The following is a 23,516-nucleotide window of genomic DNA, read 5'->3' on the forward strand; positions in this document are numbered from 1 at the left end:
GCAGAGCCCGCTCCCACTGGTTGGATGTAACGCTACTTACAGCCCTTCGAGAATATCCGCCATGTCATCGGCGTGTTCTTCTTCCTGGGCCAGGATCTCCTCGAACAGGCGGCGCGAGGTAGGGTCCTTGTCGCCGATGTACTGGATGATCTCGCGGTAGCTGTCGATGGCGATGCGCTCGGCCACCAGGTCCTCGTACACCATTTCCTTGAGGTTGCTGCCCGGCTTGTATTCGGCGTGGGAGCGGCTGCTGAGGCTGTCGGGGTTGAAGTCCGGCTCGCCGCCCAACTGCACGATGCGTTCGGCCAGCTTGTCGGCGTGCTCGGCTTCCTGGCCGGCGTGCTCCAGGAACTCCTCGGCGGCCACGTGGGCCTTCACGCCCTTGGCCATGTAGTAATGGCGTTTGTAGCGCAGCACGCACACCAGCTCCGTGGCCAGCGAGTCGTTGAGCAGGCGCAGCACCTCCTGGCGGTCGGCGTCATAGCCTTCGGTCACGGCGCCTTGGTCAACATTCTTGCGAGCGGTTTCACGCAGGGTGTTCTTGTCGGTCAGTGCAATGGTCATGACATTCTCCAGGCTATACGGTTGGGGCCGTCAGGCTCTATCGCGCCCGTCATTGGCTGACGGGCGCCCGGCTCGATCGGTACAGAGGGTGTGAGTGCGCGAGGTGCCGGAAAGTTTTATCCGCGCGACATCAGGGCATCGCCTTGACGTTGCCCTTGTGCTGGGCGCAGGTCATGAAGCCCTTGCTGTCCACGTGGCCGGTGCCGTCGAAGCTCACGTAGTAGGCCTGCTGCTTGCCGTCGGTGTTGAGCACGTAGTTATTGCAGGTGCCGGCGGCGGTCTTGCCGTTGCCATCCACGACGCTGGAGGGGGTACCGCCGATGGCGATGACCTGCTGCATGGTCATGCCGGTGTCCACCTGCTTGACCAGCGGCTCGTTGCGGTAGGTGACAAAGTCCACGGGGTTTTCGACCTTGGTGTTGGCGCAGCCCGCCAGCGAAGCCAGTACGCACACTGCAGCCAGGGTTTGCTTGTACATAGGTGTCGCTCCTTCGAATGAGCCAATAGTGGCCCCGTAATACTGTGGCAACGGCGCCACGCAGGAGTTCGATGTCAGTGCGCTAGTATGTTGGCTTGCTCCCCAAGGATGCCCACGCCATGGCCAAGCCCGGCGCTACCCGCTACCCCATCATCCTGGTGCCCGGCATGCTCGGCTTTGTCCGGCTGCTGCTGTACCCCTACTGGTTCGGCATCGTCCGGGCGCTGCGCCGTGGCGGCGCGCAGGTATTTCCGGTGCAGGTGTCGCCGATCAACAGCACCGAGGTGCGCGGCGAGCAGCTGTTGCTGATCATCCAGCGCATTCGCCACGAGACGGGTGCTGCCAAGGTCAACCTGATCGGCCACAGCCAGGGCGCGCTGACCGCCCGCTATGCCGCGGCCAAACGCCCGGACTGGGTGGCGTCGGTGACCTCGGTGGCCGGGCCCAACCATGGCTCGGAGCTGGCCGACTACCTGGAGCGCCGCTACCCGCACAACTCGGTGGGCGGGCGCCTGCTGCATGTCGTCCTGTACCTGCTGGGGCTGTTGATGGGCGTGCTGGAAACCGGCTGGCGCGGGCCGCTGCTGCCCATCGACGTGCACGGGTCGCACAATTCCCTGACCTGCGCCGGGGTGGCGCGCTTCAACCAGGCGTATCCACAGGGCCTGCCCGCCACGTGGGGCGGGCAGGGCGAGCCGGTGGTCAATGGCGTGCATTACTACTCATGGTCGGGGGTGTTGCAGCACCCGTTGGCCGACGGCGGTGGCAACCGCCTGGACGGCTCGCACCGCAGCTGCAAGCTGTTCGCCCGCACCTTCGTGCGCGAGGCGGGGCAGTGCGACGGGATGGTCGGGCGCTTCAGCTCGCACCTGGGCCAGGTGATTGGCGATGACTACCCCATGGACCACCTGGACATCGTCAACCAGTCCCTGGGCCTGGTGGGCAAGGGGGTGGAGCCGGTGCGGTTGTTCACCGAACACGCCGCCCGGCTGGCGCAGGCCGGGCTTTAGGCGCAGGCGCGGACGCGGCCCAGCGGCGTGGTCCAGCGTTCCGCCATGATCACCCCGCCCAGGGTCAGCAGGCCGCCCACCAGGTGGTACAGCGCCAGTTGCTCATGCAGCACGGCGGCGGCAATCAGCGCGGTGATCAATGGCAGCAGGTTGAAGAACAGCGTTGTACGGCTGGGGCCCAGGCGGCTGACGGCCTGCATCCATGCCAGCGGCGCGACCATGGAGGCCAGCAGGCAGGCGTACAGCACCAGGCCGATGTTGCCCAGGCCCAGGCCTACCTTGGGCGACAGCACGAACAGCGGCAGCAGCACGATGATCGCCACTAGCACCTGCAGGTACAGCAGTTGCAACGCTGGCAGGCGCAGCTGCCATTTCTTCAGCAACGTGCTGTACACCGCGTAGGCCAGGGTGGCCAGCAGCATCATCGCGTCGCCACGGTTCAGGCCGTGGGCCAGCAGGCTGCCCAGCTGCCCGGCCGAGACCACCACCAGCACCCCGCCCAGCGACAGCACCGCGCCGAACAGCGCGCCGGCAGTGAGGCGCTGGCCCAAGGCGACGATGGCCATGGCCAGGGACATCAGCGGCATCAGCGAGAGGATGATGCCCATGTTGGTGGCGCTGGTCAGCGCCGCGGCGAAGTACGCCAGGCTCTGGTACACCGCCATGCCCAGCAGGCCCAGCACGAACACCTTGCCCAGGTGCGGGCGGATCGCCGCGCGGTTGGCCCACACCTTGGGCAGCAGGAACGGGGTGAACAGCAGGCCGGCGAGCAGCCAGCGGTAGAAGCCGATTTCGGCGGGGAAGATGGCGCCCACGGCCATCTTGTTGATTACGGTGTTGCCGGCCCAGATCAGAATGGCCAGCAACGGAAACGCGTATTGCATGGGGAACGCCTGTCAGTCGATAAGGCGCGATTATCCCCGCTTTGCGCCGCGCGCACCTACCGCCAAGCCGTCAACCGACCGTGCGAATCCGACAATCTGCGCCGCCAGGGGCTGTTGCAAAGTTTGTCTACACTTCAGGCGAGGCCGCGCGGCCCAGCGCGGCGACAAGGAGAAAACTCCATGAAAATGCTGCACGCGCCCCTGCTGGTGCTCGGCCTGCTCCTGTGTTCACAAGGCTTCGCCGCCACTGCGCAACAGAACAAGATGACCACCTGCAACGCCGACGCCACCACCAAGGGCCTCAAGGGCGATGAGCGCAAGACCTACATGAGCACGTGCCTGAAAGCCGCCCCAGTGGCGAGCACCACCAAGACCCTGACCCCGCAGCAGCAGAAAATGACCACCTGCAACGCCACCGCCAAGACCCAGAACCTGAGCGGCGATGCGCGCAAGACCTTCATGAGCAGTTGCCTGAAGAAATAGTCTCGCGCACAACGATCCCTGTGGGAGCTGGCTTGCCAGCGAGCTTTTCAGGCCTCAACAGCTCGCTGGCAAGCCAGCTCCCACAGGCCGCCACTGGCTCTGCCAGGCGAAGGCTGGCAGACTGCCGGGTCCTTCCATGTCGTACGTGTTCGAGGCTGTATGCCAACGTTTTCCCAGCGTCACGTGTTATGGGCCAGCCTGATCATTATGTTCTGTGGTCTGCTGCTGGTGATGCCTTTGCGCCTGCTGCCCAGCCTGCTGGCGGGTTTGCTGGTGTATGAACTGGTCAATATGCTCACGCCCAAGCTCGAGCACCTGATCTCCGGGCCGCGCGCGCGCTGGGTGGCGGTGGCGTTGCTGGGCACGGTGATCGTCAGCCTGCTGGCGGTGATCTTCGCCCTGGCCATCAGTTTCCTGATGCACGAGGCGGAGAACCCGGGGGCCTTCCTCGACAAGTTCATGGACGTGCTCAACCGCGCCCGCGGGCAACTGCCGCCGTCCATCGATGCCTACCTGCCGGCCAACGTCACCGAGTTCCGCTCGGCCATCAGCGACTGGGTCAGCAAGCACCTGGCCGAGCTGCAACTGGTGGGCAAGGACGCGGTGCGCACCTTCGTCACCCTGCTGATTGGCATGGTGCTGGGCGCTATCGTGGCGTTGAACCGCATTCCGCCCGAGGCTGAGCACAAGCCGTTGGCGGGCGCCTTGCTGACCCGCCTGACCCTGCTGGTGCAGGCGTTCCGCAATATCGTCTTCGCGCAGATCAAGATTGCCGCCTTGAACACCGTGTTCACTGCGGTATTCCTGCTGATCATCCTGCCCTTGTGCGGCATCAAGCTGCCGCTGCACAAGACCATGGTGGTGCTGACCTTCATCCTCGGCCTGCTACCGGTGATCGGCAACCTGATCTCCAACACCCTGATCACCATCATCGGCCTGTCGGTGTCGCTCTGGGTGGCGGTGGCGGCGCTGGGCTGGCTGATGCTGATCCACAAGCTGGAATACTTCCTCAACGCCCGCATCGTGGGCAGCCAGATCCGCGCCAAGTCGTGGGAGTTGCTGCTGGCGATGCTGATCTTCGAGGCGGCTTTCGGGCTGCCGGGGGTGGTGGCGGGGCCGATCTACTACGCGTATCTGAAAAGCGAGCTGCGCCGCGCCGAGTTGGTGTGATGGCCCATCGCGGGCAAGCCCGGCTCCTACCGAATGCGTAGGAGCCGGGCTTGCCCGCGATGGTCGCGGCGCGGTGTTTAGCCGTAGCGCTTGCGCGCCTCGATGGCCAGGCCGCTGCCAATGCTGCCGAAGATGTTGCCTTCCACGTGCCGGGCGTTGGGCAGCATGGCCGCCACGCTGTTGCGCAGCGCCGGGATGCCGCTGGAACCACCGGTGAAGAATACGGTGTCGACCTGGGCCACGCCCACGCCGGCATCGTTCAGCAGCGCCGTGACGCTGCCGCGCACCCGCTCCAGCAGGGTGTCGATGGACGCTTCGAACAGCGCGCGGCTCATGTCCACGCTCAGGCCCGGCTCGATGCGGTCCAGCGGCACCAGGCGGTTGTCGGCGTGGGTCAGCTGGATCTTGGTCTCTTCCACTTCCATGGCCAGCCAGTGGCCGGCGCGCTGGTCGATCAGCTTGAACAGGCGGTCGATGCCGGCGGTGTCTTCGATGTCGTAGCGCATGCTGCCCAGGGCCAGCTGGGATTTCTGCGAGTACACCGAGTTGATGGTGTGCCAGGTGGCCAGGTTCATGTGGTGGCTGGTAGGCATGAACGCCCCGCTTTTCATGCGGCTGCCGTAGCCGAACAGCGGCATCACGCCCTGCAGGCTCAGCTGCTTGTCGAAGTCGGTACCGCCGATGTGCACGCCGCCTGTGGCGAGGATGTCGCTATGACGGTCGTCGATGGTGTGGCGCTCGGGAGCCAGGCGAATCAGCGAGAAGTCCGAGGTACCACCGCCGATGTCGACGATCAGCACCAGCTCTTCGCGCTGGATGGTGGACTCGTAGTCGAACGCCGCGGCAATGGGCTCGAACTGGAACGACACGTCCTTGAAGCCGATTTTCTTCGCCACTTCTTCCAGGGTGTCCTGGGCTTCCTGGTCGGCAGCCTTGTCGTCGTCGACGAAATGCACCGGGCGGCCCAGCACCACTTCATCGAAGGCACGGCCGGCGTTGGCTTCGGCGCGCTTCTTCAGCTCGCCGATGAACATGCCCAGCAGGTCCTTGAACGGCAGGGCGGTGCCCAGCACGCTGGTGTCGTGCTTGATCAGCTTGGAGCCCAGCAGGCTCTTGAGCGAGCGCATCAGGCGGCCTTCGTAGCCTTCAAGGTATTCGTGCAGCGCCAGGCGGCCGTACACCGGCCGACGCTCCTCGATATTGAAGAACACCACCGACGGCAGGGTGATCTTGCCGTCTTCCAGCGCAATCAGGGTCTCGACGTCCGGCCGGTGCCAGCCGACGGTAGAGTTGGAGGTGCCGAAGTCGATGCCGCAGGCGCGGGCCGGGGTTTGGTTGGTCATGTCGTTGCCGGATTCTGTGCAAAAAACGGCCGCGCAGTTTATGCCAGTGGTAGCGATAATCAAGGCCATGGGGCGTTTAATTGCCACACGGTCGCACCTTGAAAGCGCGCCTCGGCCCCCCAATCTTGCAGTCATCCCCTACGACTGCGCCGCTGCGCCTTCAGCAAAGCGTACCGGCAGTCGATAAACTTACACCCCATTGCCAGGTCTCTACACTAAGTGGACTGACCGCGCGATCCCGATAAACGGATGGTGATCCTTCGATGGACTTCAAAGACTACTACAAGATATTGGGCGTGGAGCCGACCGCGGACGAGAAGGCGATCAAGACCGCCTACCGCAAGCTGGCACGCAAATATCACCCCGACGTCAGCAAGGAAAAGGACGCCGAGGACAAATTCAAGGAGGCCTCCGAGGCCTATGAAGCGCTGAGTAACGCCGATAAGCGTGCCGAGTACGACGAGATTCGCAAGTACGGCCAGCACGGCCGTCCGTTCCAGGGCCCGCCAGGCTGGCAGGGCCGCGGTGGCGGCGGCTTCGAGGAAAGCGCCGGCGATTTTTCCGATTTCTTCAGCTCCATCTTCGGCTCGGCCGGGCGTGGTGGCAATGGCAACCCCTTTGGCCGTGGCCAGCAACGCAGCGCCGGGCGGCGAGGACAAGACGTGGAAATGGAACTTGCAGTATTCCTCGAGGAAACCCTGGCCAACGAGTCGAAGCAGATCAGCTTCCAGGTGCCGCAGCACAACGCTGCCGGCCAGCAGACCGGGCACACCACCAAGACCCTCAACGTGAAGATCCCGGCCGGCGTCACCGATGGCGAGCGCATCCGCCTCAAGGGCCAGGGCGCGCCGGGCGTGGGTGGTGGTGCGAACGGCGACCTGTACCTGATCGTGCGGTTCGCCCCGCACCCGATGTTCGACGTGGAAGACCACGACCTGATCATCACCGTGCCGCTGGCGCCGTGGGAAGCGGCGCTGGGCACCAAGGTGGCGGTGCCTACCCTCACCGGGCGCATCAACCTCACCATCCGCCCCGACAGCCAGAGCGGCCAGCGCCTGCGCGTGAAGGGCAACGGCCTGCAACGCAAGCAGGGCGAGCGCGGTGACCTCTACGCACAACTGAAAGTGGTAATGCCCCCGCACGCCGACGAAGCCACGCAAGCGCTGTGGAAAACCCTGTCGGAGAAGGCGGCATTCGACCCCCGAGCCAACTGGAGTCGTTGATCATGGAAACGTCCCGCTACGTTCAACTGGACATGCAAGCGTTCTGTCAGGCCACCGAGATGTCGGCGGCCTATGTGATTGAAATCGTCGAGCACGGCATAGTGGAACCCACGGGACGGTCCCCGGAGGAATGGTTGTTCGACGACTTTTCCCCACTGATCGCGCGGCGCGCGGCGAAGTTGCACCACGACCTGGACCTGGAATGGGAAGGCGTGGCACTGGCGCTGGAGCTGCTGGAAGAAGTCCGCGACCTGCGCGCCGAAAACGCCCGGCTGCGCCAGCGCCTGGGGCGCTTTGTGCAAGGCTGATATAACTGTGGGAGCTGGCTTGCCAGCGAGCTTTTGAGGCCCTGGAAACCAGCTCCCACAGGGTTTGTGTCTAGAACAGGAAATACCGCTGCGCCATCGGCAACGTCTCCGCCGGTTCACACCACAGCAGCACCCCGTCGGCCTTTACCTGGTAGGTCTGCGGGTCGACGTCGATCGCCGGCAGGTAGCCGTTGTGAATCAGGTCGGTCTTCTTCAGCGTGCGGCAGCCCTTTACCACGCCAATCTGCTTCTTCAAACCCAGCTGCTCCGGCACGCCGGCGTCCAGTGCTGCCTGGCTGATGAAGGTAATGCTGGTGGCATGGCGCGAGCCGCCGTAGCTGGCGAACATCGGCCGGTAGTGCACGGGCTGCGGGGTGGGAATCGAGGCGTTGGCGTCGCCCATCAGGCTGGCCGCGATGGCACCGCCCTTGAGGATCAGCGTCGGCTTCACGCCGAAGAACGCCGGGCGCCACAGCACCAGGTCGGCCCATTTGCCAATTTCGATGGAGCCCACCTCATGGCTGATGCCGTGGGTGATGGCGGGGTTGATGGTGTACTTGGCGATGTAGCGCTTGGCGCGGAAGTTGTCGTTGCCCGGCGCGTCCTCGGCCAGCGGGCCGCGCTGCTTTTTCATCTTGTCGGCGGTCTGCCAGGTGCGCGTCACCACCTCGCCGACGCGGCCCATGGCCTGGCTGTCGGAGCTGATCATCGAGAAGGCGCCCAGGTCGTGGAGGATGTCCTCGGCGGCGATGGTCTCGCGGCGGATGCGGCTTTCGGCGAAGGCCACGTCCTCGGCGATGCTGGGGTCCAGGTGGTGGCACACCATCAGCATGTCCAGGTGTTCGTCGATGGTGTTGCGGGTGAACGGCCGGGTCGGGTTGGTGGAGCTGGGCAGCACGTTGGGGAAGCCGCAGGCCTTGATGATGTCGGGGGCGTGGCCGCCGCCGGCGCCTTCGGTGTGGTAGGTGTGGATGGTGCGGCCCTTGAACGCGCCCAGGGTGGTTTCCACGAAGCCCGACTCGTTAAGGGTGTCGGTGTGGATGGCCACCTGCACGTCGTACTGGTCGGCCACGCTCAGGCAGTTGTCGATGGAGGCTGGGGTGGTGCCCCAGTCTTCGTGCAGCTTGAGGCCGATGGCGCCGGCCTTTACCTGCTCGATCAGCGGCTCGGGCAGGCTGGCGTTGCCCTTGCCGGTGAAGCCGATGTTCATCGGGAACGAGTCGGCCGCCTGCAGCATGCGCGCCATGTGCCACGGGCCTGAGGTGCAGGTGGTGGCGTTGGTGCCGGTGGCCGGGCCGGTGCCGCCGCCGATCATGGTGGTGACGCCGCTCATCAGCGCTTCTTCGATCTGCTGCGGGCAGATGAAGTGGATGTGGGTGTCGATGCCGCCGGCGGTGAGAATCATGCCTTCGCCGGCGATGACTTCGGTGCTGGCGCCGATGGCGATGGTCACATCGGGCTGGATGTCCGGGTTGCCGGCCTTGCCGATGGCGGCGATGCGGCCGTCCTTCAGGCCCACGTCAGCCTTGACGATGCCCCAGTGGTCGATGATCAACGCGTTGGTGATCAGCGTGTCCACCACCTCGGCGGCCAGCAGCTGGCCCTGGCCCATGCCGTCGCGGATCACCTTGCCGCCACCGAATTTCACTTCTTCACCGTAGGTGGTGAAGTCCTTTTCCACTTCGATCCACAGGTCGGTGTCGGCCAGGCGCACCTTGTCGCCGACGGTGGGGCCGAACATGTCGGCGTAGGCTTGTCTCGAGATTTTCATTGTCTGCCTTTGAATTCCAATTTCATGACCCCGCGGGGGCCTTACAAATCGCCCATGACGCGGCCGGCGAAACCGAACACGCGGCGGTGGCCGGCCAGGTCCACCAGTTCCACCTCGCGGCTCTGGCCCGGCTCGAAGCGCACGGCGGTGCCGGCCGGGATGTTCAGGCGCATGCCGCGGCTGGCGGCGCGGTCGAAGGTGAGGGCGTCGTTGGTTTCGAAGAAGTGGTAGTGCGAGCCCACCTGGATGGGCCGGTCGCCGCTGTTGGCCACCGTCAGGCTGAGGGTGCGGCGGCCGACGTTGAGTTCGATGTCGCCAGGTTGGATCTGGTATTGGCCGGGGATCATTCAGGCTTCCTTCAAAGAGTCTTGTAGAAAAACGCCGTGGCGGTGTATTCGCCGTCCGGGCGGCAGGCAAAGCCGGGGATCTGCCCCGCGCGCTTGTAGCCCTGGGACAGGTAGAACGCCTCGGCGGGCGAGCCGGCCTCGGTGTCCAGGTGCAGCAGGCCGCGCTTGTACTGGCGGGCGGCGACTTCCACCGCTTCCATCAGCTGCTGGCCCATGCCGCGGCGCTGGGCGTCGCTGCGCACCATCAGCTTCTGCACCTCGGCACGGTTCAAGCCGTTCACGCGCTTGCAGAACACCAATTGCGCGCTGGCCAGCACCTGCTCGTCACGTACTACCACCCACAGCACCAGGTCATTGATGGCGATGCGGTTCTTCACTTCGTCTAGAAAACTGTTGGCTTCATGGGCGTCCACGTCGGCGAGGAAGCCGATGGAGGCGCCTTGCTTGACCGAGTCCAGCAGCAACTCGACCAGGCCCTGGCGGTAGTGGGCGAAGCTTTCAACGGTGACGCGGCGCAATTGGGCGGCATTCATGGCGGCTTACTCCACGGGAGTCGGGGAAGGTTCGGCGCCCGGGTTCAGGATCAGTTGCATGAAGGTCAGGTCCAGCCAGCGGCCGAACTTGCTGCCCACTTGTGGCATCTGCCCCGTGATCGTGAAACCGAGTCGCTCGTGCAGACGGATGGAGGCCACGTTGCCACTTTCGATGGCAGCCACCATCACGTGTTTGTCGCAGCCGCGTGCGCGTTCGATCAGGGCTTTCATCAGTGCGGGCCCCAGGCCCTTGCCTTGTTGATCGTTGCGCACGTAGACCGAGTGTTCGACGGTCTGGCGGAAACCCTGGAAGGGACGCCAGTCACCAAATGAAGCGTAGCCCAGCACGGCATCATTGGCGTCCACCGCCACCAGGATGGGGTAGTGCTGGGACTGCCGGGCGCTGTACCAGGCCTGGCGGTTGCCCAGGTCCACCGGTTGCTCGTTCCAGATGGCCGTGGTGTTGGCCACGGCATCGTTGTAGATGTCGCGGATGCCGGGCAGGTCGGCGTGTACGGCGTCGCGAATGCGGAAGGTCATGGCAGGCCTCAGGCGATGGGTTGGTGGACGGTGACCAGCTTGGTGCCGTCGGGGAAGGTGGCTTCCACCTGGATCTCGGGGATCATTTCCGGGATGCCTTCCATCACCTGGTCGCGGGTGAGCAGGGTGGTGCCGAAGTGCATCAGCTGGGCCACGGTCTGGCCGTCGCGGGCGCCTTCGAGCAGCGCTGCCGAGATGTAGGCCATGGTTTCCGGGTAGTTGAGCTTCACGCCCCGGGCCAGGCGGCGCTCGGCCACGAGGCCGGCGGTGAAGATCAGCAGCTTGTCTTTTTCGCGGGGTGTCAGGTCCATGGTGTGTCCATTCGTGGGCAGTAACAAAACAGGATTCGAACACGCATTTCATTTGTGGGAGCTGGCTTGCCAGCGAGCTTTTGGGGCCCCAAACAGCTCGCTGGCAAGCCAGCTCCCACAAAATATCAGGTGCTCCAGATTCTTGGGGGCAGGGCTTCTTTGCCCAGCACTTCGGGGCGCAATATTTTCCACAGGCCAATCAGCCAGTCGCGGGCGTGCAGGCCTTCATGGGCCAGGCAGCGGGCTACCAGCAGGCCGGGCAGCTGGCTGAGGTCGCCACGCACCTGGCCTTCCACGGCCCGGCATTGTTCAAGCAACTCGGGGCTGATGTCGGCCGTCACCAGCAAGGTGGCGAACACGGTGTGGCCGTCCAGGCCCATGGGCGAGTCCAGCAGTCCGTCGTTGCCCAACACGCGCTGGCGCTCATGCCACAGCAGCTGGCCGTCGCGGCGAATGTCCACGCGGCTCTGGAAATGCCCGCGCTCGAAGCGCTCGTCCGCCGCCGGGCGGCCCAGGGCGACCATGTCCCAGTACACCAGGCGCGCGTCGCCTTGCAGCTCGACAGTCGTCTGCAGTTCTGCCTGGGCGGCGCTGTAGACGATGGTTTCCTGGGGCAGCCACTCCAGGGTCGCGCCGGGGGCCACAGTGAGGTTCAGGGTCTGGTAGGCGGGCCCGGCCGCGCGGTACCACTTGGCGGCGCCGGGGCTGGTCAGCTGCGCCCAGGCACCGGTGCCGACAGCGACACTGATATCCAGGCGGTCGCCGCCGGCAATGCCACCCGGTGGGTGCACGATGATGTGCTGGCACACCTCGGGGCCTTCGGCGTACAGGTGCTTCTGCACCCGCAGCGGGCCCAGGTGGCGGCGCTGAGTGGGCCGGGTGGTGTCGCCGAAACGGCCGTAGCCCAGCTCGAGCTCGGCTTGCCAGCTCGGCGTGTACAGGGCGGTGGAAGCGGGCAGGTTCATAGGCGTGTTCGTTATTGGTTTGTGTGCAGATTAAATGGTTACCAGGCCGCGTACACCCTCGGCCTCCATATTTTCACCGCGGCCGTGCTGCACGATTTCGCCCCGGGACATGACGATGTACTGATCAGCCAATTCTGCGGCGAAATCGTAGAACTGTTCCACCAGCAGAATCGCCATGTCGCCGCGGGCGGCAAGCTTCTTGATCACCGCGCCGATTTCCTTGATCACCGACGGCTGGATGCCCTCGGTAGGCTCGTCGAGAATCAGCAGGCGCGGGCGGCTGGCCAGGGCGCGGCCGATGGCCAACTGTTGCTGCTGGCCGCCGGACAGGTCGCCGCCGCGCCGGTGTTTCATCTGCAGCAGCACCGGGAACAGCTCGTAGATGAACCCCGGCACCTCCTTGGCCTCGCTGGCGCTGAAGCGCGACAGGCCCATCAGCAAGTTTTCTTCCACCGTAAGCCGGCCAAAAATCTCCCGGCCCTGGGGCACGTAGGCGATGCCGGCGTGCACGCGCTGGTGCGGCTTGAAGCCGGTGATGGGCTTGCCTTCCCACTGCACGCTGCCTTCCTTGGACGGGATCAGGCCCATCAGGCACTTGAGCAAGGTGGTCTTGCCCACGCCGTTGCGGCCCAGCAGGCAGGTGACCTCGCCGACCTTCACGTCAAAGGACAGGCCGCGCAGGATGTGGCTGCCGCCGTAGTATTGGTGAAGCTTTTCGACCTGGAGCATGGTTCAAACTCTCCGCATATGGACCTTGTGGGAGCTGGCTTGCCAGCGAGCTTTTGAGGCCCTGAAAGCTCGCTGGCAAGCCAGCTCCCACAACAGCAGTGTTTCCATCAAAAAAGGGCAGGGTCAGCGGCCCAGGTAAACCTCGATCACCCGCTCATCCGCCTGCACCTGCTGCAGCGACCCTTCGGCCAGCACGCTGCCCTGGTGCAGCACGGTGACGTAGTCGGCGATGGTGTCGACGAAGCCCATGTCATGTTCCACCACCAACAGCGAGTGCTTGCCGGCCAGGCGCTTGAACAGTTCGGCGGTGAATTCGGTCTCGGCGTCGGTCATGCCCGCCACCGGTTCGTCCAGCAGCAACAGTTGCGGGTCCTGCACCAGCAACATGCCGATCTCCAGGAACTGCTTCTGGCCGTGGGACAGCAGGCCGGCGGGGCGGTGCACCGAGGTGGTCAGGCGGATGGTGTCGAGCACCTCGTCGATGCCGTCTTTCTGCTCGCCCGTCAGGCGCGCACGCAGGCTGGCCCACACCGACTTGTCGGTCTTCTGCGCCAGCTCCAGGTTCTCGAACACGCTCAGCGCCTCGAACACCGTCGGCTTCTGGAACTTGCGGCCAATGCCGGCCTGGGCGATCTGCACCTCGCTCATCTTGGTCAGGTCCAGGGTTTCGCCGAACCATGCCTTGCCGTGGCTGGGGCGGGTCTTGCCGGTGATCACGTCCATCAGTGTGGTCTTGCCCGCGCCGTTGGGGCCGATGATGCAGCGCAGCTCGCCGACGCCGATGTACAGGTTGAGGTTGTTCAGCGCCTTGAAACCATCGAAGCTGACGCTGATGTCTTCCAGGGTCAGGATGGTGCCGTGGCGGGCGCTGAGCGCACCGTCCACGCGCTGGCCCAGGCCGATGGCGTCACGGCTGGTGCCGGCGTCGCGGTTGGGTTCCAGGATGGGTTCGAGCATGAACTCGGGAGTCGGCGTGGTCTTCATTGTTCGCCCCTTTGCTTGATCAGGCCGATGACACCCTTGGGCAGGTACAGGGTGACGATGATGAACAACGCGCCGAGGAAGAACAGCCAGTATTCAGGGAAAGCCACGGTGAACCAGCTTTTCATGCCGTTCACCAGGCCTGCGCCCAGCAGCGGGCCGATCAGCGTGCCGCGGCCGCCCAGGGCCACCCACACGGCGGCTTCGATGGAATTGGTGGGCGACATTTCGCTGGGGTTGATGATGCCCACCTGGGGCACGTACAGCGCGCCGGCCAGGCCGCACAGCACCGCGCTCAGCACCCAGATGAACAGCTTGAAGCCGCGCGGGTCGTAGCCGCAGAACATCAGGCGGTTCTCGGCGTCGCGCAGGGCGGTCAGCACGCGGCCGAACTTGCTCTGTGCCAGGCGCCAGCCCAGCAACAGGCTGCCCACCAGCAACGCCACGGTGAGCAGGAACAGCACCGCGCGGGTGCCCTGCGAGGTGATGTCGAAGCCCAGCAGGGTGCGGAAGTTGGTGAAACCGTTGTTGCCGCCAAAGCCGGTCTCGTTGCGGAAGAACAGCAGCATGCCGGCGAAGGTCAGCGCCTGGGTCATGATCGAGAAGTACACGCCCTTGATCCGCGAGCGGAAGGCGAAGAAACCGAACACCAGGGCCAGCAGCCCCGGCGCCAGCACCACCAGGCACAGGGCCCAGAGGAAATGCTGGGTACCGGTCCAGTACCACGGCAGCTCGGTCCACGACAGGAAGGTCATGAACGCCGGCAGGCTGTCGCCGGCCGACTCGCGCATCAGGTACATGCCCATCGCGTAGCCGCCCAGGGCGAAGAACAGGCCATGGCCCAGGGACAGCAGCCCGGCGTAGCCCCACACCAGGTCCAGGGCCAGGGCGACGATGGCGTAGCAGAGGATCTTGCCCACCAGGGTCAGGGTGTAGGCCGACACCTGCAGGCTGCTGGTGTCAGGCAGCAGCGACATCAGCGCCAGGGCCACCAACCCCAGCACCACCAGGGCGCCGATGGCGATAGCGGCCTTGGGGCCGGCCTTTTGCGCGGCGGTTACCATCAATGGTTGGTTCATCAGTCGATCACCCGTCCTTTCAATGCAAAGAGGCCCTGCGGACGTTTCTGGATAAACAGAATGATCAGCGCCAGGATCAGGATCTTGCCCAGCACCGCGCCAATCTGCGGTTCCAGGATTTTGTTGGCGATGCCCAGGCCGAACGCCGCCGAGACGCTGCCGGCCAGTTGGCCGACGCCGCCCAGCACCACCACCAGGAACGAGTCGATGATGTAGCCCTGGCCCAGTTCGGGGCCGACGTTGCCGATCTGGCTCAAGGCCACGCCGCCAAGGCCGGCGATGCCCGAGCCCAGGCCGAAGGCCAGCATGTCGATGCGCCCGGTGGGTACGCCGCAGCAGGCGGCCATGTTGCGGTTCTGGGTGACGGCGCGCACGTTCAGGCCCAGGCGGGTCTTGTTCAGCAGCAGCCAGGTCAGCACCACCACGAACAGCGCGAAGGCGATGATGACGATGCGGTTATAGGGCAGTACCAGGTTGGGCAGCACCTGGATGCCCCCGCTCAGCCATTCGGGGTTGGCCACTTCCACGTTCTGCGCGCCGAAGATCAGGCGCACGGCCTGGATCAGGATCAGGCTGATGCCCCAGGTGGCCAACAGGGTTTCCAGCGGGCGGCCGTACAGGTGGCGGATGATGGTGCGTTCCAGGGCCATGCCGATGCAGGCGGTAACGAAGAACGCCACCGGCAGCGCCACCAGCGGGTAGAACTCAATGGCGCCAGGGGCCAGGCGCTGGAACAGCAACTGTACGGCGTAGGTGGAGTAGGCGCCGATCATCAGCATCTCGCCGTGGGCCATGTTGATCACGCCCAGCAGGCCGAAGGTGATGGCCAGGCCCAGCGCCGCCAGCAGCAGGATCGAGCCCAGGGACATGCCGCTGAAGGCCTGGCCCAGCAGGTCGCCGATCATCAGCTTGCGTTTCACCTGCACCAGGCTGGTTTCGGCGGCGGTGCGCACGCCGGGGTCTTTTTCCACGTCGGGTTGCAGCAGGTTTTCCAGGCGGGTTCGGGCCATGGGCTCGCCGGTGTCGCCCAGCAGGCGCACGGCAGCCAGGCGCACGGCCGGATCCGGGTCTACCAGCTGCAGGTTGGCCAGGGCCAGGCTCAGGGCGGTCTTGACCGTGCTGTCCTGCTCGCCGGCCACCACGTGGTCCAGCAGTTTCAGCTGGGCGGGCTGGGCGCTTTTCTGCAGCTGTTGGGCGGCGGCCAGGCGCGTGGCCTTGTCGTTGTTGAGCAGTTGCTGGCTGGCCATGGCGTTGTCCACCAGGCCGCGCAGGCGGTTGTTCAGGCGCACTTTGCGCAGGTTGCTGTCGCTGGGGGCGTTGGCCTTTTCGATGACGGCGTGCTTGTCGGCGTCCATGGCCACGCGGCCGTCCTGCAGGGCCTGCAGCAGCTCAAGGCGTTCGGGGATGGGCTGGGCAGCCCAGGTTTCCAGCAGTTGTGCTTGCTGCGCAGAGTCACCGGCGACGAAATCGTCGCCGTCGCTGGCGTGGGCGGCCAGGGGCAGCAGCAGGATGAGGGAGAGCAGAAGGCGATAAAGGGACATGGCAGCGTCCTGAAAAGCGGAAAAAAACGGCGGCTTCACACCCGTAGCCGCTGCCGCCAGGCTGCGCTGGCCCTTGAGTACGCTGAAAATCTCCAGCGGGGCGCAGGGCCAGCGCAGCCTTCGGCAGCGGCTACGTTGGGGGGGTTAGTTGCTCTTCACTGCGTAGTCCGGCTTCTTGTCGTTACCTGGAATGAACGGGCTCCACGGCTCGGCGCGGATCGGCTCCTTGGTCTGCCACACCACGTTGAACTGACCGTCGTCCTGGATCTCGCCGATCATCACCGGCTTGTGCAGGTGGTGGTTGGTCTTGTCCATGGTCAGGGTGAAGCCCGACGGCGCGGCGAAGGTCTGGCCGGCCATGGCTTCGCGCACTTTATCCACATCGGTGGACTTGGCTTTCTCGGCGGCCTGGGCCCACATGTGGATGCCCACGTAGGTGGCTTCCATCGGGTCATTGGTCACCGCCTTGTCGGCGCCCGGCAGGTTGTGCGCCTTGGCGTAGGCTTTCCAGTCGGCGACGAACTTGGTGTTGACCGGGTTATCCACAGACTCGAAATAGTTCCAGGCGGCCAGGTTGCCCACCAAAGGCTTGGTGTCGATGCCGCGTAGTTCTTCCTCGCCTACCGAGAACGCCACCACCGGTACGTCGGTAGCCTTCAGGCCCTGGTTGGCCAATTCCTTGTAGAACGGCACGTTGGAGTCGCCGTTGACGGTGGAGATCACCGCGGTCTTGCCGCCGGCCGAGAACTTCTTGATGTTGGCGACGATGGTCTGGTAATCGGCGTGGCCGAACGGGGTGTAGACCTCTTCGATGTCGCTGTCCTTCACGCCCTTGGAGTGCAGGAAGGCGCGCAGGATCTTGTTGGTGGTGCGCGGGTAGACGTAGTCGGTGCCCAGCAGGAAGAAGCGCTTGGCGCTGCCGCCGTCTTCGCTCATCAGGTATTCCACGGCAGGAATGGCCTGCTGGTTCGGCGCCGCGCCGGTGTAGAACACGTTCGGCGACATTTCTTCGCCTTCATACTGCACCGGGTAGAACAGCAGGCCGTTGAGCTCTTCGAACACCGGCAGCACCGACTTGCGCGACACCGAAGTCCAGCAGCCGAACACCACGGCCACTTTGTCCTGGGTCAGCAGCTGGCGGGCCTTTTCGGCGAACAGCGGCCAATTGGACGCAGGGTCCACTACCACCGGTTCCAGCTTCTTGCCGTTGACGCCGCCCTTGGCGTTGATCTCGTCGATGGTCATCAGCGCCACGTCTTTCAACGAGGTTTCGGAAATTGCCATGGTGCCCGACAGCGAATGCAGGATACCGACCTTGATGGTCTCGGCGGCCTGGATAGTCCAGCTCATGCCCATGGCGGCGATGGACGCCGTGAGGGTAAACGCCTTGATCAAGCTACGACGCTTCATGGTGCAATCTCCAAATGATTTGATTTTTTAGTGGGGCAGATGGCGACTTCTGCCAGGGAGATTGCAAGGGGTGTGCCGAAGTGGTGCGGGGCCGTGGGATGGCGCTTTGAGGGCCGTGGAGGTCGTAGGCCTGCACCGGGCTGGTGCGCGTTTGGCGCGGTGGTGCGTGGGGTTGAGCGTTGCTGGTGCATTGCTAGCGGTATTGCTGAACATTCACGGACGCGGCCTGCGGCCGCTGCCGCCAGGCTGCGCTGGCCCCGGCGTGCACTGAAGATTTTCAGCGTGAAGAAGGGCCAGCGCAGCCTTCGGCAGCGGCTACACCGAACTCGCATAGCAGCTGCCGCGCGGTATGGCAGGGAATGCGCGGCGCCTGCGGACGCGGCCTACGGGCCCCGTGTACCTTGTCTATCGCGTCGCCTGCATCGCGGCCAAGGCCGGCTCCTACCACGGGCGGCGTAGGAGCCGACTTTAGTCGCGATGCAGACGACGCCGTTTCAAGACAGTTGCTGCCACACGGTTCGTAGCAGCTGCCGCCAGGCGGCGTCCGGCCCCGCCGCGATCAGCCTGCGGTGCAGGCGTCCACCAGCGCCTTGGCGGCATCAATCAATGGAATGACGCCGCGGGCCAGCAACTTGCCGTCCACGCCATCGCAGTCGGCGGCTTCATAGGCAATGGCCCCGGCGTAGCCGAGCAACAGCGAGGCATGGGCAAGCGCGTCGTCGGCGTTCGTGCCTGTAAGGACGGAGAAGAGGCGTTGGTTGTTTCGGTCCAGGGGGCCGAAGTGGTGGAGGCGCGTGGTGGGTGAATCGAAGCTCATGGTAAAAAACTCAATGATGTGGATGGCCCACCCTGCCGCTTGCACACGGTTGGGTGGCAGCTGTTCGCAGGTGTGCAAGACCGGACCACACCACTTCCGGCAGGGTTGACCCCTCCCGCGAACAGCTACCATGAGCATCATCGTGGCGTACGAATACGCCAGCGACGATTCTAACAGTTGCTGTTGATGTGGTTCAGGCTTGCACGCCTGGCCGCTGATTTCAGCGACCCGGGGAGGCTATCCCTGGTGCCCCATGACCTCAAGTCAGACGTTTCCGAAAATGACGTTACCTTGTAGGACGTAAACGCTTTTTCACGCCAAAAGGCGCTCGGAATCCATCAGCGAAACCTGTCTTATCCCTAGGCTTTCCAATCCGCTGCATGGCGTGGCTACCTCGCAAATGCGTGTGGAAAAGTATTTGTCGAATGGCTGCCAGTCTTCGAACTCAGCTGGGGCTACGGCTAGCGCGGTAATGCGACCGATCAAACCGCAGATCCAATCTGCGCACTGGAGCGTCTGAAACAAGTAACTTTCGCCTTGAAGGGGCGGTTCAATCATCGTTCTGCATTTTTCAGAGGCGTCCTCAAACATCGCTAACGTGCAGGCCTCAACATTTTTTTCCCGCCATTCGTTACCCGCTTTTTGTTCATCGAGAACCAGAATGAATGTGGCTCCCTGCGAGCTGCAGAAACGGTCGACTTTACGTACAGATTGCAGTAATTGGCGTTTAAACGTTTCCGTTGAATCATGCGTCGCAGGATCGGTTGTCTTTTCCTCGCCTGTGTAGAACACATGCCCGCCAAGCTTGCTGATGTGTTGGAGGAGTCGAAATGTCGCGCGTCTCAGTGCCTTATATTGGACAACATTTCGAAGCGAGTAGAGTTGCGACCCCTTCTTTTCCCATTGGTACGCCGGAAGGTTTTGCGGGTTGTGGTTCAGTAGATCCCAAGCAAGCAACTGGCACTTCATTCGGTAGAAATAAATAGCGAATTCACGCACCTGCGTAGCGGGTAGTAGAAGGCCGCCAAGGCCAAATACGGGACTGGTCTTGAATTTTGGATGGATGCGGGACACGTACTGGCCGACGTGCCCGAATTCGTCGAGGTAAACAATATAATGCGTCACTGAGAGCGAAGTCCTTGCTCCAGAAACACGAAAGCCCGCTGAGATTTCTCTCCAGCGGGCCTCGGAAGGTAGGCACGGGTATGAACCCATGCGTTAGGTAAATGATGGGCCTGAAGCGGCCGTTGGGTCAATACGCAATGATGGGATTCCATGGCTTTTGAAGGCTTTCCTTGTGTCCGGATGTTGCTGTCGCAGGCGGCAGTCGTGTACACCCGTACGAGGCTATCCATGGATACCTCATGCCTCAAGTCAGACATTTCTGAAAATGACGTTACCTTGTAGGACGTTTTCGCAGCAACGCGTTCTGATGCGGTGCAAACAAGGCCGGCAGCGCGAATCCCACAGGCCATGGCCTGTGAGAACCGCGCTGCCAGCCTTGTTCGCAGGTCTCCAGATTGGGTTGCTACGAGTGCACCGCGCTCGGCCTTGAAATGCGCGCCAAGCCCCACTCGATTACCCACACCACCGCCAACGACACCCCCACCAGCGGAAACACCACCCCCAGCGCAACCATGATGCCGATCGCCACTTTCCATTTCGGCAAATCATGCCGCAACGGCGGCACCCCCAGTTGCCCCACGGGGCGGCGTTTCCACCACATGATCAGGCCGCTCGCCGAGCCCAGCAGGATCATCAAACACACCAGCAGAATCACGATCTGGTTGAACGGCCCGAACATTTTCCCTTCATGCAGCATCACCCCGGCTTCGGTGGCGCGGGCGACGGGGCCGTAGTCTTTCCAGCCGACGTTGGCCAGTACTTGCCCGGTGTATTGGTCGACGTGCAGGGTGGCGTCGTTGCGCGGGTCGTCGGCGAACACCGAGACGGTGAACACACCGGTATCGGTGGTGGGCAGGGTGATGCTGTAGCCCGGCTCGACGCGATGCGCGGTGGCCAGGTCGACCACCTGCTGCAGGCTGATCAACGGATCGGCTGGCATCTGCATGTGCCCACCATGGGCCATGTGCTCGGCATGGGCGCCGCCGGACATGGGCATGGGCGTGTTTTCCAGCGCCCAGGGCACGGTCTGGCGGTTGGCCTGGTTCAACTGCCCGGCCTGCACGTCGGACGTGGGCACGTTGTCCCACATGGCGGCGGGGAAGGTGTTCCACACCTGGGCGAATTGCTTGCCCCACAGGCCGGTCCAGGTCATGCCGCTGAGCAGCATCAGCAGCAGGAACGCCGAGCCCCAGAAGCCCAGCACGCCATGCAGGTCGCGCCAGAACAGTCGGCCGCGCGCGTTAAGGCGCGGCCACAGCACGCCGGCGCCGGCCTTGCCGCGCGGCCACCACAGGTACAGGCCCGACACCACCAGCACAATGCCCCAGCCAGCGGCCAGTTCGACGAGGCGGTCGCCGACGGTGCCGATCATCAGCTCGCCATGCAGGGCACGGGCGATGGCCTGCAGGTTGAGTTTGGCGTCCTGGTCGCCCAGCACTGCGCCGGTGTAGGGGTTGATGAACACGTTCAGCTCGCGGCCCTTGGCGGTCAGCACGAACTGCGCGCTGCGGTCGGCGGCGGTGGCCGGCAGGTATTGGGTGATGCCGTCCTGTGGATAACGGCTGTGCACGCGTTGCATCAGTTCATCGGCGCTGAGCGCGTGCTCGGCGGGGGCGACGATCATCAGCGAGCGATACATCAGCGGGTCGAGCTGCGGCTTGAACAGGTAGATGATCCCGGTGATCGCCAGCAGGATCATGAAGGGGGCGACGAACAGCCCGGCGTAGAAGTGCCAGCGCCAGGCCAGGTTGTAGAAATTAGTAGTTGGCTTGCTCATCACGGAGCGCTCCACGGTAGCAAAAAGGCGGCGCGATCCAGGCGCGCCGCCGAAAGGGTTCAGAAGCTGAAATCGACCTTGGTCCACAGCGTGCGGCCGGTTTCGTTGACCGCCTGCGGGTCGCTGGCCGGGTAGCCGAAGCCGGCGTTGCCCGCCAGGTTCAGGTGCTCGGAATAGGTTTTGTCGAGCAGGTTGTCGACGCCGGCGCTGACCTTCAGGTGCGGGTTGATGCGGTAGGCGCCGTTGAGCGAGAACACGCCGAAGCCGGGGCTTTTTTCGTAGTCCTTGCCGACGACGTTGCCGGCGCCGATGTCGACGCGGTCCTGCGCAGCCACCAGGCGCCACAGGGCGCCGGCGCTCCAGTTGTCCTGGGCGTAGGTCAGGCCCAGGCGTGATTCCAGCGGCGGCATTTGCGCCAGGGCGCGGCCGTCGCTGCTGTTCTTGCCCCAGGCGTAGGCCAGGGTGGCGTCGGCTTTCCAGCGCTCGGTGAGCCGGTAGGCGGCGCCCAGTTCGCCGCCCATGATGCGGGCGTCGATGTTGCGGGCCTGGGAGCTCATGCCGCTGTAGTCGAACAGGATGAAGTCGCGCACCTGGCCGACGTAGCCGGACGCCCAGGCATCCAGCCGTTCGGTCTTGTACTGCACGCCGAAGTCCAGTTGCGTGGTTTTTTCCGGTTTCAGGTCGTGGAAGGCGTTGACCGCGCCGGGGCCGGAGGTGGGCGAGAACAGCTCCCAGTAATCCGGGAAGCGCTGTACGTGGCCCAGGCCAATGTAGGTGGTGGCGGGGAGAGCAGCCAGGTCGTGCTCGTAGCGCAGGAAACCGCTGGGCAGGGTTTGCTCACGGGTCTGATCGGCGGTGGGGTTGGCGATGGCGCTCATGCCTGAGCCGGTGGTTTGCCGATAGTCGCGCGCCTGGGCGCGGTCCACGCGGGCGCCGCCGATGACGCGGTCGTTGCCGCTGGCGTACCAGGTCAGCTCGCTGAACACGCCGACGTCCTGCATGTCGGCATCCTTGCTGCGCGGCACGTCCTTGTAGGCGTCCACGCCCATGGCGCTGCGCTTGCGGTGCTGGCTGGTCTGCGCGTCGATGCCGCTCAGCAGTTGCCAGTCGGCCCACTTCCAGGTCGCCTTGATGCGTGCGCCCAGGGTGCGGCGGTCGGGGTTGCTGGCCATCGCGCCGCCCATCATGCCGGTGCCGGAGGGCGTGCGCAGGGTGTAGTTGTCCATCACGTGGTCGGCGTAGTTGTAGTAGACCTGGGCCTCGACCTTGTCCAGCACCTCGCCGATGTTCGATTTCTCGAAGCGCAGGCCCAGGCTTTCACGCTTGAACTGGGTGCCGTCCATGCCGCGCCCGGCGTAGCGCGATTCGCCATCGCCCTTGCCGGCGGTCAGCTCCAGCAGGGTGTCGGCGTCGGGCGTCCAGCCCAGGGCGACGTCGCCGTTCCATTTGTCCCAGCGCGAGGGCACGGTGGCGCCGTTGCCATCCTTGTAGTCATCGGCCTGGGAGGTGTTGCCGACGAAGCGGGCGTAGCCGTCGGCATTGCCCACGGCGGTATCCACCACTTTATCGAAGCGGCCGTTGGAGCCGGCCAGCACGCTGGCATTGAAGCGGCTGCCCAGCGTGCCGAAGTGCTCGGGCTCGCGCTCGAACAGGATGGTGCCTGCCGAAGCACCGGGGCCCCATTGCACGGTTTGCGGGCCCTTGATCACGGTCAGGCGGTCGAAGGTTTCCGGGGCGATATACGAGGTGGGCGCGTCCATGCGGTTGGGGCAGGCGCCCAGCACGTTGCCGCCGTTGGTGAGGATGTTCAGCCGCGAGCCGAACATGCCGCGCAGCACCGGGTCGCCATTGGTGCCGCCGCTGCGGATGGCCGAGAAGCCGGGAATGGTTTTCAGGTAGTCGGCGCCATCGCTGGCCGGCACCGGCTGGCGCGGGTCCTTGGGGTTGGTGACCACGGTCAGGGGCGAGCTGGGCGCCACGGCGGTGATCACCGTGGGGCTCAGCTCGGTGGCGTCAATCAATTCCGCGGCGAAGGCCGCAGGGCAGAAAAGTGTGCCGCACAGCGCGGCGGCCGTCCGTTTGCGGGACAGCAACAAGGTAGCAGTAGACCTGGACATGGTTTATCCA

General features: G+C 64.4%; 23 protein-coding genes and 2 pseudogenes. 5 read left to right on the forward strand and 20 right to left on the reverse strand.

All coding sequences use genetic code 11. The features are described from left to right. Window positions 1–36 precede the first annotated feature (36 nt). Window positions 37–564: a ferritin-like domain-containing protein gene (locus RAM80_RS20070; RefSeq protein ID WP_416422188.1), complete on the reverse strand. Its 528-nt coding sequence runs from the start codon at window positions 562–564 to the stop codon at window positions 37–39. Between the two features lie 130 nt (window positions 565–694). After that, complete coding sequence (osmE, locus tag RAM80_RS20075; protein WP_416422189.1) at window positions 695–1,042, reverse strand: osmotically-inducible lipoprotein OsmE; 348 nt, start codon at window positions 1,040–1,042, stop codon at window positions 695–697. A 119-nt stretch (window positions 1,043–1,161) separates the two neighbouring features. Here osmE and RAM80_RS20080 point away from each other — a divergent pair, with 119 nt between their 5' ends. Continuing rightward, a complete protein-coding gene (locus RAM80_RS20080) occupies window positions 1,162–2,052 on the forward strand; it encodes an esterase/lipase family protein (RefSeq protein ID WP_416422190.1) in 891 nt (296 codons plus the stop codon). Here the strand turns inward: RAM80_RS20080 and RAM80_RS20085 are convergent. Next, window positions 2,049–2,936, reverse strand: coding sequence for a DMT family transporter (locus tag RAM80_RS20085; protein WP_416422191.1), 888 nt, complete (start codon window positions 2,934–2,936; stop codon window positions 2,049–2,051). The two genes, RAM80_RS20080 and RAM80_RS20085, sit on opposite strands and share 4 nt — an antisense overlap. A 180-nt stretch (window positions 2,937–3,116) precedes the next feature. On the opposite strand from RAM80_RS20085, the gene RAM80_RS20090 reads away from it, so the two are divergent. Together RAM80_RS20090 and RAM80_RS20095 are read left to right on the forward strand one after the other, a co-directional pair. Next, window positions 3,117–3,419 carry a PsiF family protein gene (locus RAM80_RS20090; protein ID WP_416422192.1) on the forward strand — a complete coding sequence of 101 codons (303 nt, stop codon included), beginning with the start codon at window positions 3,117–3,119 and terminating at the stop codon, window positions 3,417–3,419. Between the two features lie 159 nt (window positions 3,420–3,578). Continuing rightward, window positions 3,579–4,589 (forward strand): AI-2E family transporter, encoded by a 1,011-nt coding sequence (locus RAM80_RS20095; RefSeq protein WP_416422193.1) that lies wholly within the window; start codon window positions 3,579–3,581, stop codon window positions 4,587–4,589. Window positions 4,590–4,666: 77 nt separating this feature from the next. Here RAM80_RS20095 and RAM80_RS20100 read toward each other — a convergent pair whose 3' ends face one another. Continuing rightward, window positions 4,667–5,932 (reverse strand): Hsp70 family protein, encoded by a 1,266-nt coding sequence (locus tag RAM80_RS20100; RefSeq protein ID WP_416422194.1) that lies wholly within the window; start codon window positions 5,930–5,932, stop codon window positions 4,667–4,669. A gap of 263 nt (window positions 5,933–6,195) precedes the next feature. Between RAM80_RS20100 and cbpA the strand changes: the two genes are divergently transcribed. After that, entirely contained in the window at window positions 6,196–7,155 is a 960-nt protein-coding gene (gene cbpA, locus RAM80_RS20105) for a curved DNA-binding protein (protein ID WP_416422195.1), read from the forward strand. A 2-nt stretch (window positions 7,156–7,157) separates the two neighbouring features. After that, window positions 7,158–7,463 (forward strand): chaperone modulator CbpM, encoded by a 306-nt coding sequence (locus RAM80_RS20110; protein WP_416422196.1) that lies wholly within the window; start codon window positions 7,158–7,160, stop codon window positions 7,461–7,463. 70 nt (window positions 7,464–7,533) lie between these two features. Here the strand turns inward: RAM80_RS20110 and ureC are convergent, their stop codons facing one another. The 16 genes and pseudogenes from ureC to RAM80_RS20190 all read right to left on the reverse strand — a co-directional run bounded on the left by ureC (window position 7,534) and on the right by RAM80_RS20190 (window position 23,506). Then, window positions 7,534–9,234, reverse strand: coding sequence for an urease subunit alpha (ureC, locus tag RAM80_RS20115; protein ID WP_416422197.1), 1,701 nt, complete (start codon window positions 9,232–9,234; stop codon window positions 7,534–7,536). Window positions 9,235–9,275: 41 nt separating this feature from the next. Beyond that, window positions 9,276–9,581, reverse strand: a complete 306-nt coding sequence (locus RAM80_RS20120) for an urease subunit beta (protein WP_416422198.1) — start codon at window positions 9,579–9,581, stop codon at window positions 9,276–9,278. Window positions 9,582–9,592: 11 nt separating this feature from the next. Then, window positions 9,593–10,114, reverse strand: a complete 522-nt coding sequence (locus RAM80_RS20125; protein ID WP_027979666.1) for a GNAT family N-acetyltransferase — start codon at window positions 10,112–10,114, stop codon at window positions 9,593–9,595. 6 nt (window positions 10,115–10,120) lie between these two features. Next, a complete protein-coding gene (locus tag RAM80_RS20130; protein WP_416422199.1) occupies window positions 10,121–10,654 on the reverse strand; it encodes a GNAT family N-acetyltransferase in 534 nt (177 codons plus the stop codon). A gap of 8 nt (window positions 10,655–10,662) precedes the next feature. Further along, the gene (gene ureA, locus RAM80_RS20135) at window positions 10,663–10,965 is read right to left on the reverse strand and encodes an urease subunit gamma (RefSeq protein WP_416422200.1); all 303 of its coding nucleotides are present in this window, start codon (window positions 10,963–10,965) and stop codon (window positions 10,663–10,665) included. A 125-nt stretch (window positions 10,966–11,090) separates the two neighbouring features. Beyond that, a complete protein-coding gene (locus tag RAM80_RS20140; RefSeq protein WP_416422201.1) occupies window positions 11,091–11,930 on the reverse strand; it encodes an urease accessory protein UreD in 840 nt (279 codons plus the stop codon). A 30-nt stretch (window positions 11,931–11,960) separates the two neighbouring features. Further along, window positions 11,961–12,659, reverse strand: a complete 699-nt coding sequence (gene urtE, locus RAM80_RS20145; RefSeq protein ID WP_416422202.1) for an urea ABC transporter ATP-binding subunit UrtE — start codon at window positions 12,657–12,659, stop codon at window positions 11,961–11,963. Between the two features lie 123 nt (window positions 12,660–12,782). Then, a complete protein-coding gene (urtD, locus tag RAM80_RS20150; protein ID WP_416422203.1) occupies window positions 12,783–13,643 on the reverse strand; it encodes an urea ABC transporter ATP-binding protein UrtD in 861 nt (286 codons plus the stop codon). After that, window positions 13,640–14,719: an urea ABC transporter permease subunit UrtC gene (gene urtC / locus RAM80_RS20155; RefSeq protein WP_416422204.1), complete on the reverse strand. Its 1,080-nt coding sequence runs from the start codon at window positions 14,717–14,719 to the stop codon at window positions 13,640–13,642. Before urtC ends, urtD begins: the two co-directional genes overlap by 4 nt. Then, window positions 14,719–16,014, reverse strand: a pseudogene (urtB, locus tag RAM80_RS20160) (urea ABC transporter permease subunit UrtB); the annotation flags it as partial. The gene urtC and the pseudogene urtB, both read right to left, overlap by 1 nt. Window positions 16,015–16,067: 53 nt before the next feature. Then, a pseudogene (locus RAM80_RS20165) lies at window positions 16,068–16,260 on the reverse strand (urea ABC transporter permease subunit UrtB); the annotation flags it as partial. Between the two features lie 144 nt (window positions 16,261–16,404). Then, window positions 16,405–17,670 (reverse strand): urea ABC transporter substrate-binding protein, encoded by a 1,266-nt coding sequence (gene urtA, locus RAM80_RS20170; protein ID WP_416422205.1) that lies wholly within the window; start codon window positions 17,668–17,670, stop codon window positions 16,405–16,407. 559 nt (window positions 17,671–18,229) lie between these two features. Then, the gene (locus tag RAM80_RS20175; RefSeq protein WP_416422206.1) at window positions 18,230–18,487 is read right to left on the reverse strand and encodes a DUF3077 domain-containing protein; all 258 of its coding nucleotides are present in this window, start codon (window positions 18,485–18,487) and stop codon (window positions 18,230–18,232) included. Between the two features lie 312 nt (window positions 18,488–18,799). Then, the gene (locus RAM80_RS20180) at window positions 18,800–19,612 is read right to left on the reverse strand and encodes a DUF3800 domain-containing protein (RefSeq protein WP_416422207.1); all 813 of its coding nucleotides are present in this window, start codon (window positions 19,610–19,612) and stop codon (window positions 18,800–18,802) included. Between the two features lie 403 nt (window positions 19,613–20,015). After that, a complete protein-coding gene (locus RAM80_RS20185) occupies window positions 20,016–21,389 on the reverse strand; it encodes a PepSY-associated TM helix domain-containing protein (protein WP_416422208.1) in 1,374 nt (457 codons plus the stop codon). 59 nt (window positions 21,390–21,448) lie between these two features. Then, a complete protein-coding gene (locus RAM80_RS20190; protein ID WP_416422209.1) occupies window positions 21,449–23,506 on the reverse strand; it encodes a TonB-dependent copper receptor in 2,058 nt (685 codons plus the stop codon). Window positions 23,507–23,516 lie beyond the last annotated feature (10 nt).

Source organism: Pseudomonas sp. App30 (assembly GCF_047947025.1).
In the GTDB taxonomy this organism is placed as follows: Bacteria; Pseudomonadota; Gammaproteobacteria; order Pseudomonadales; family Pseudomonadaceae; genus Aquipseudomonas.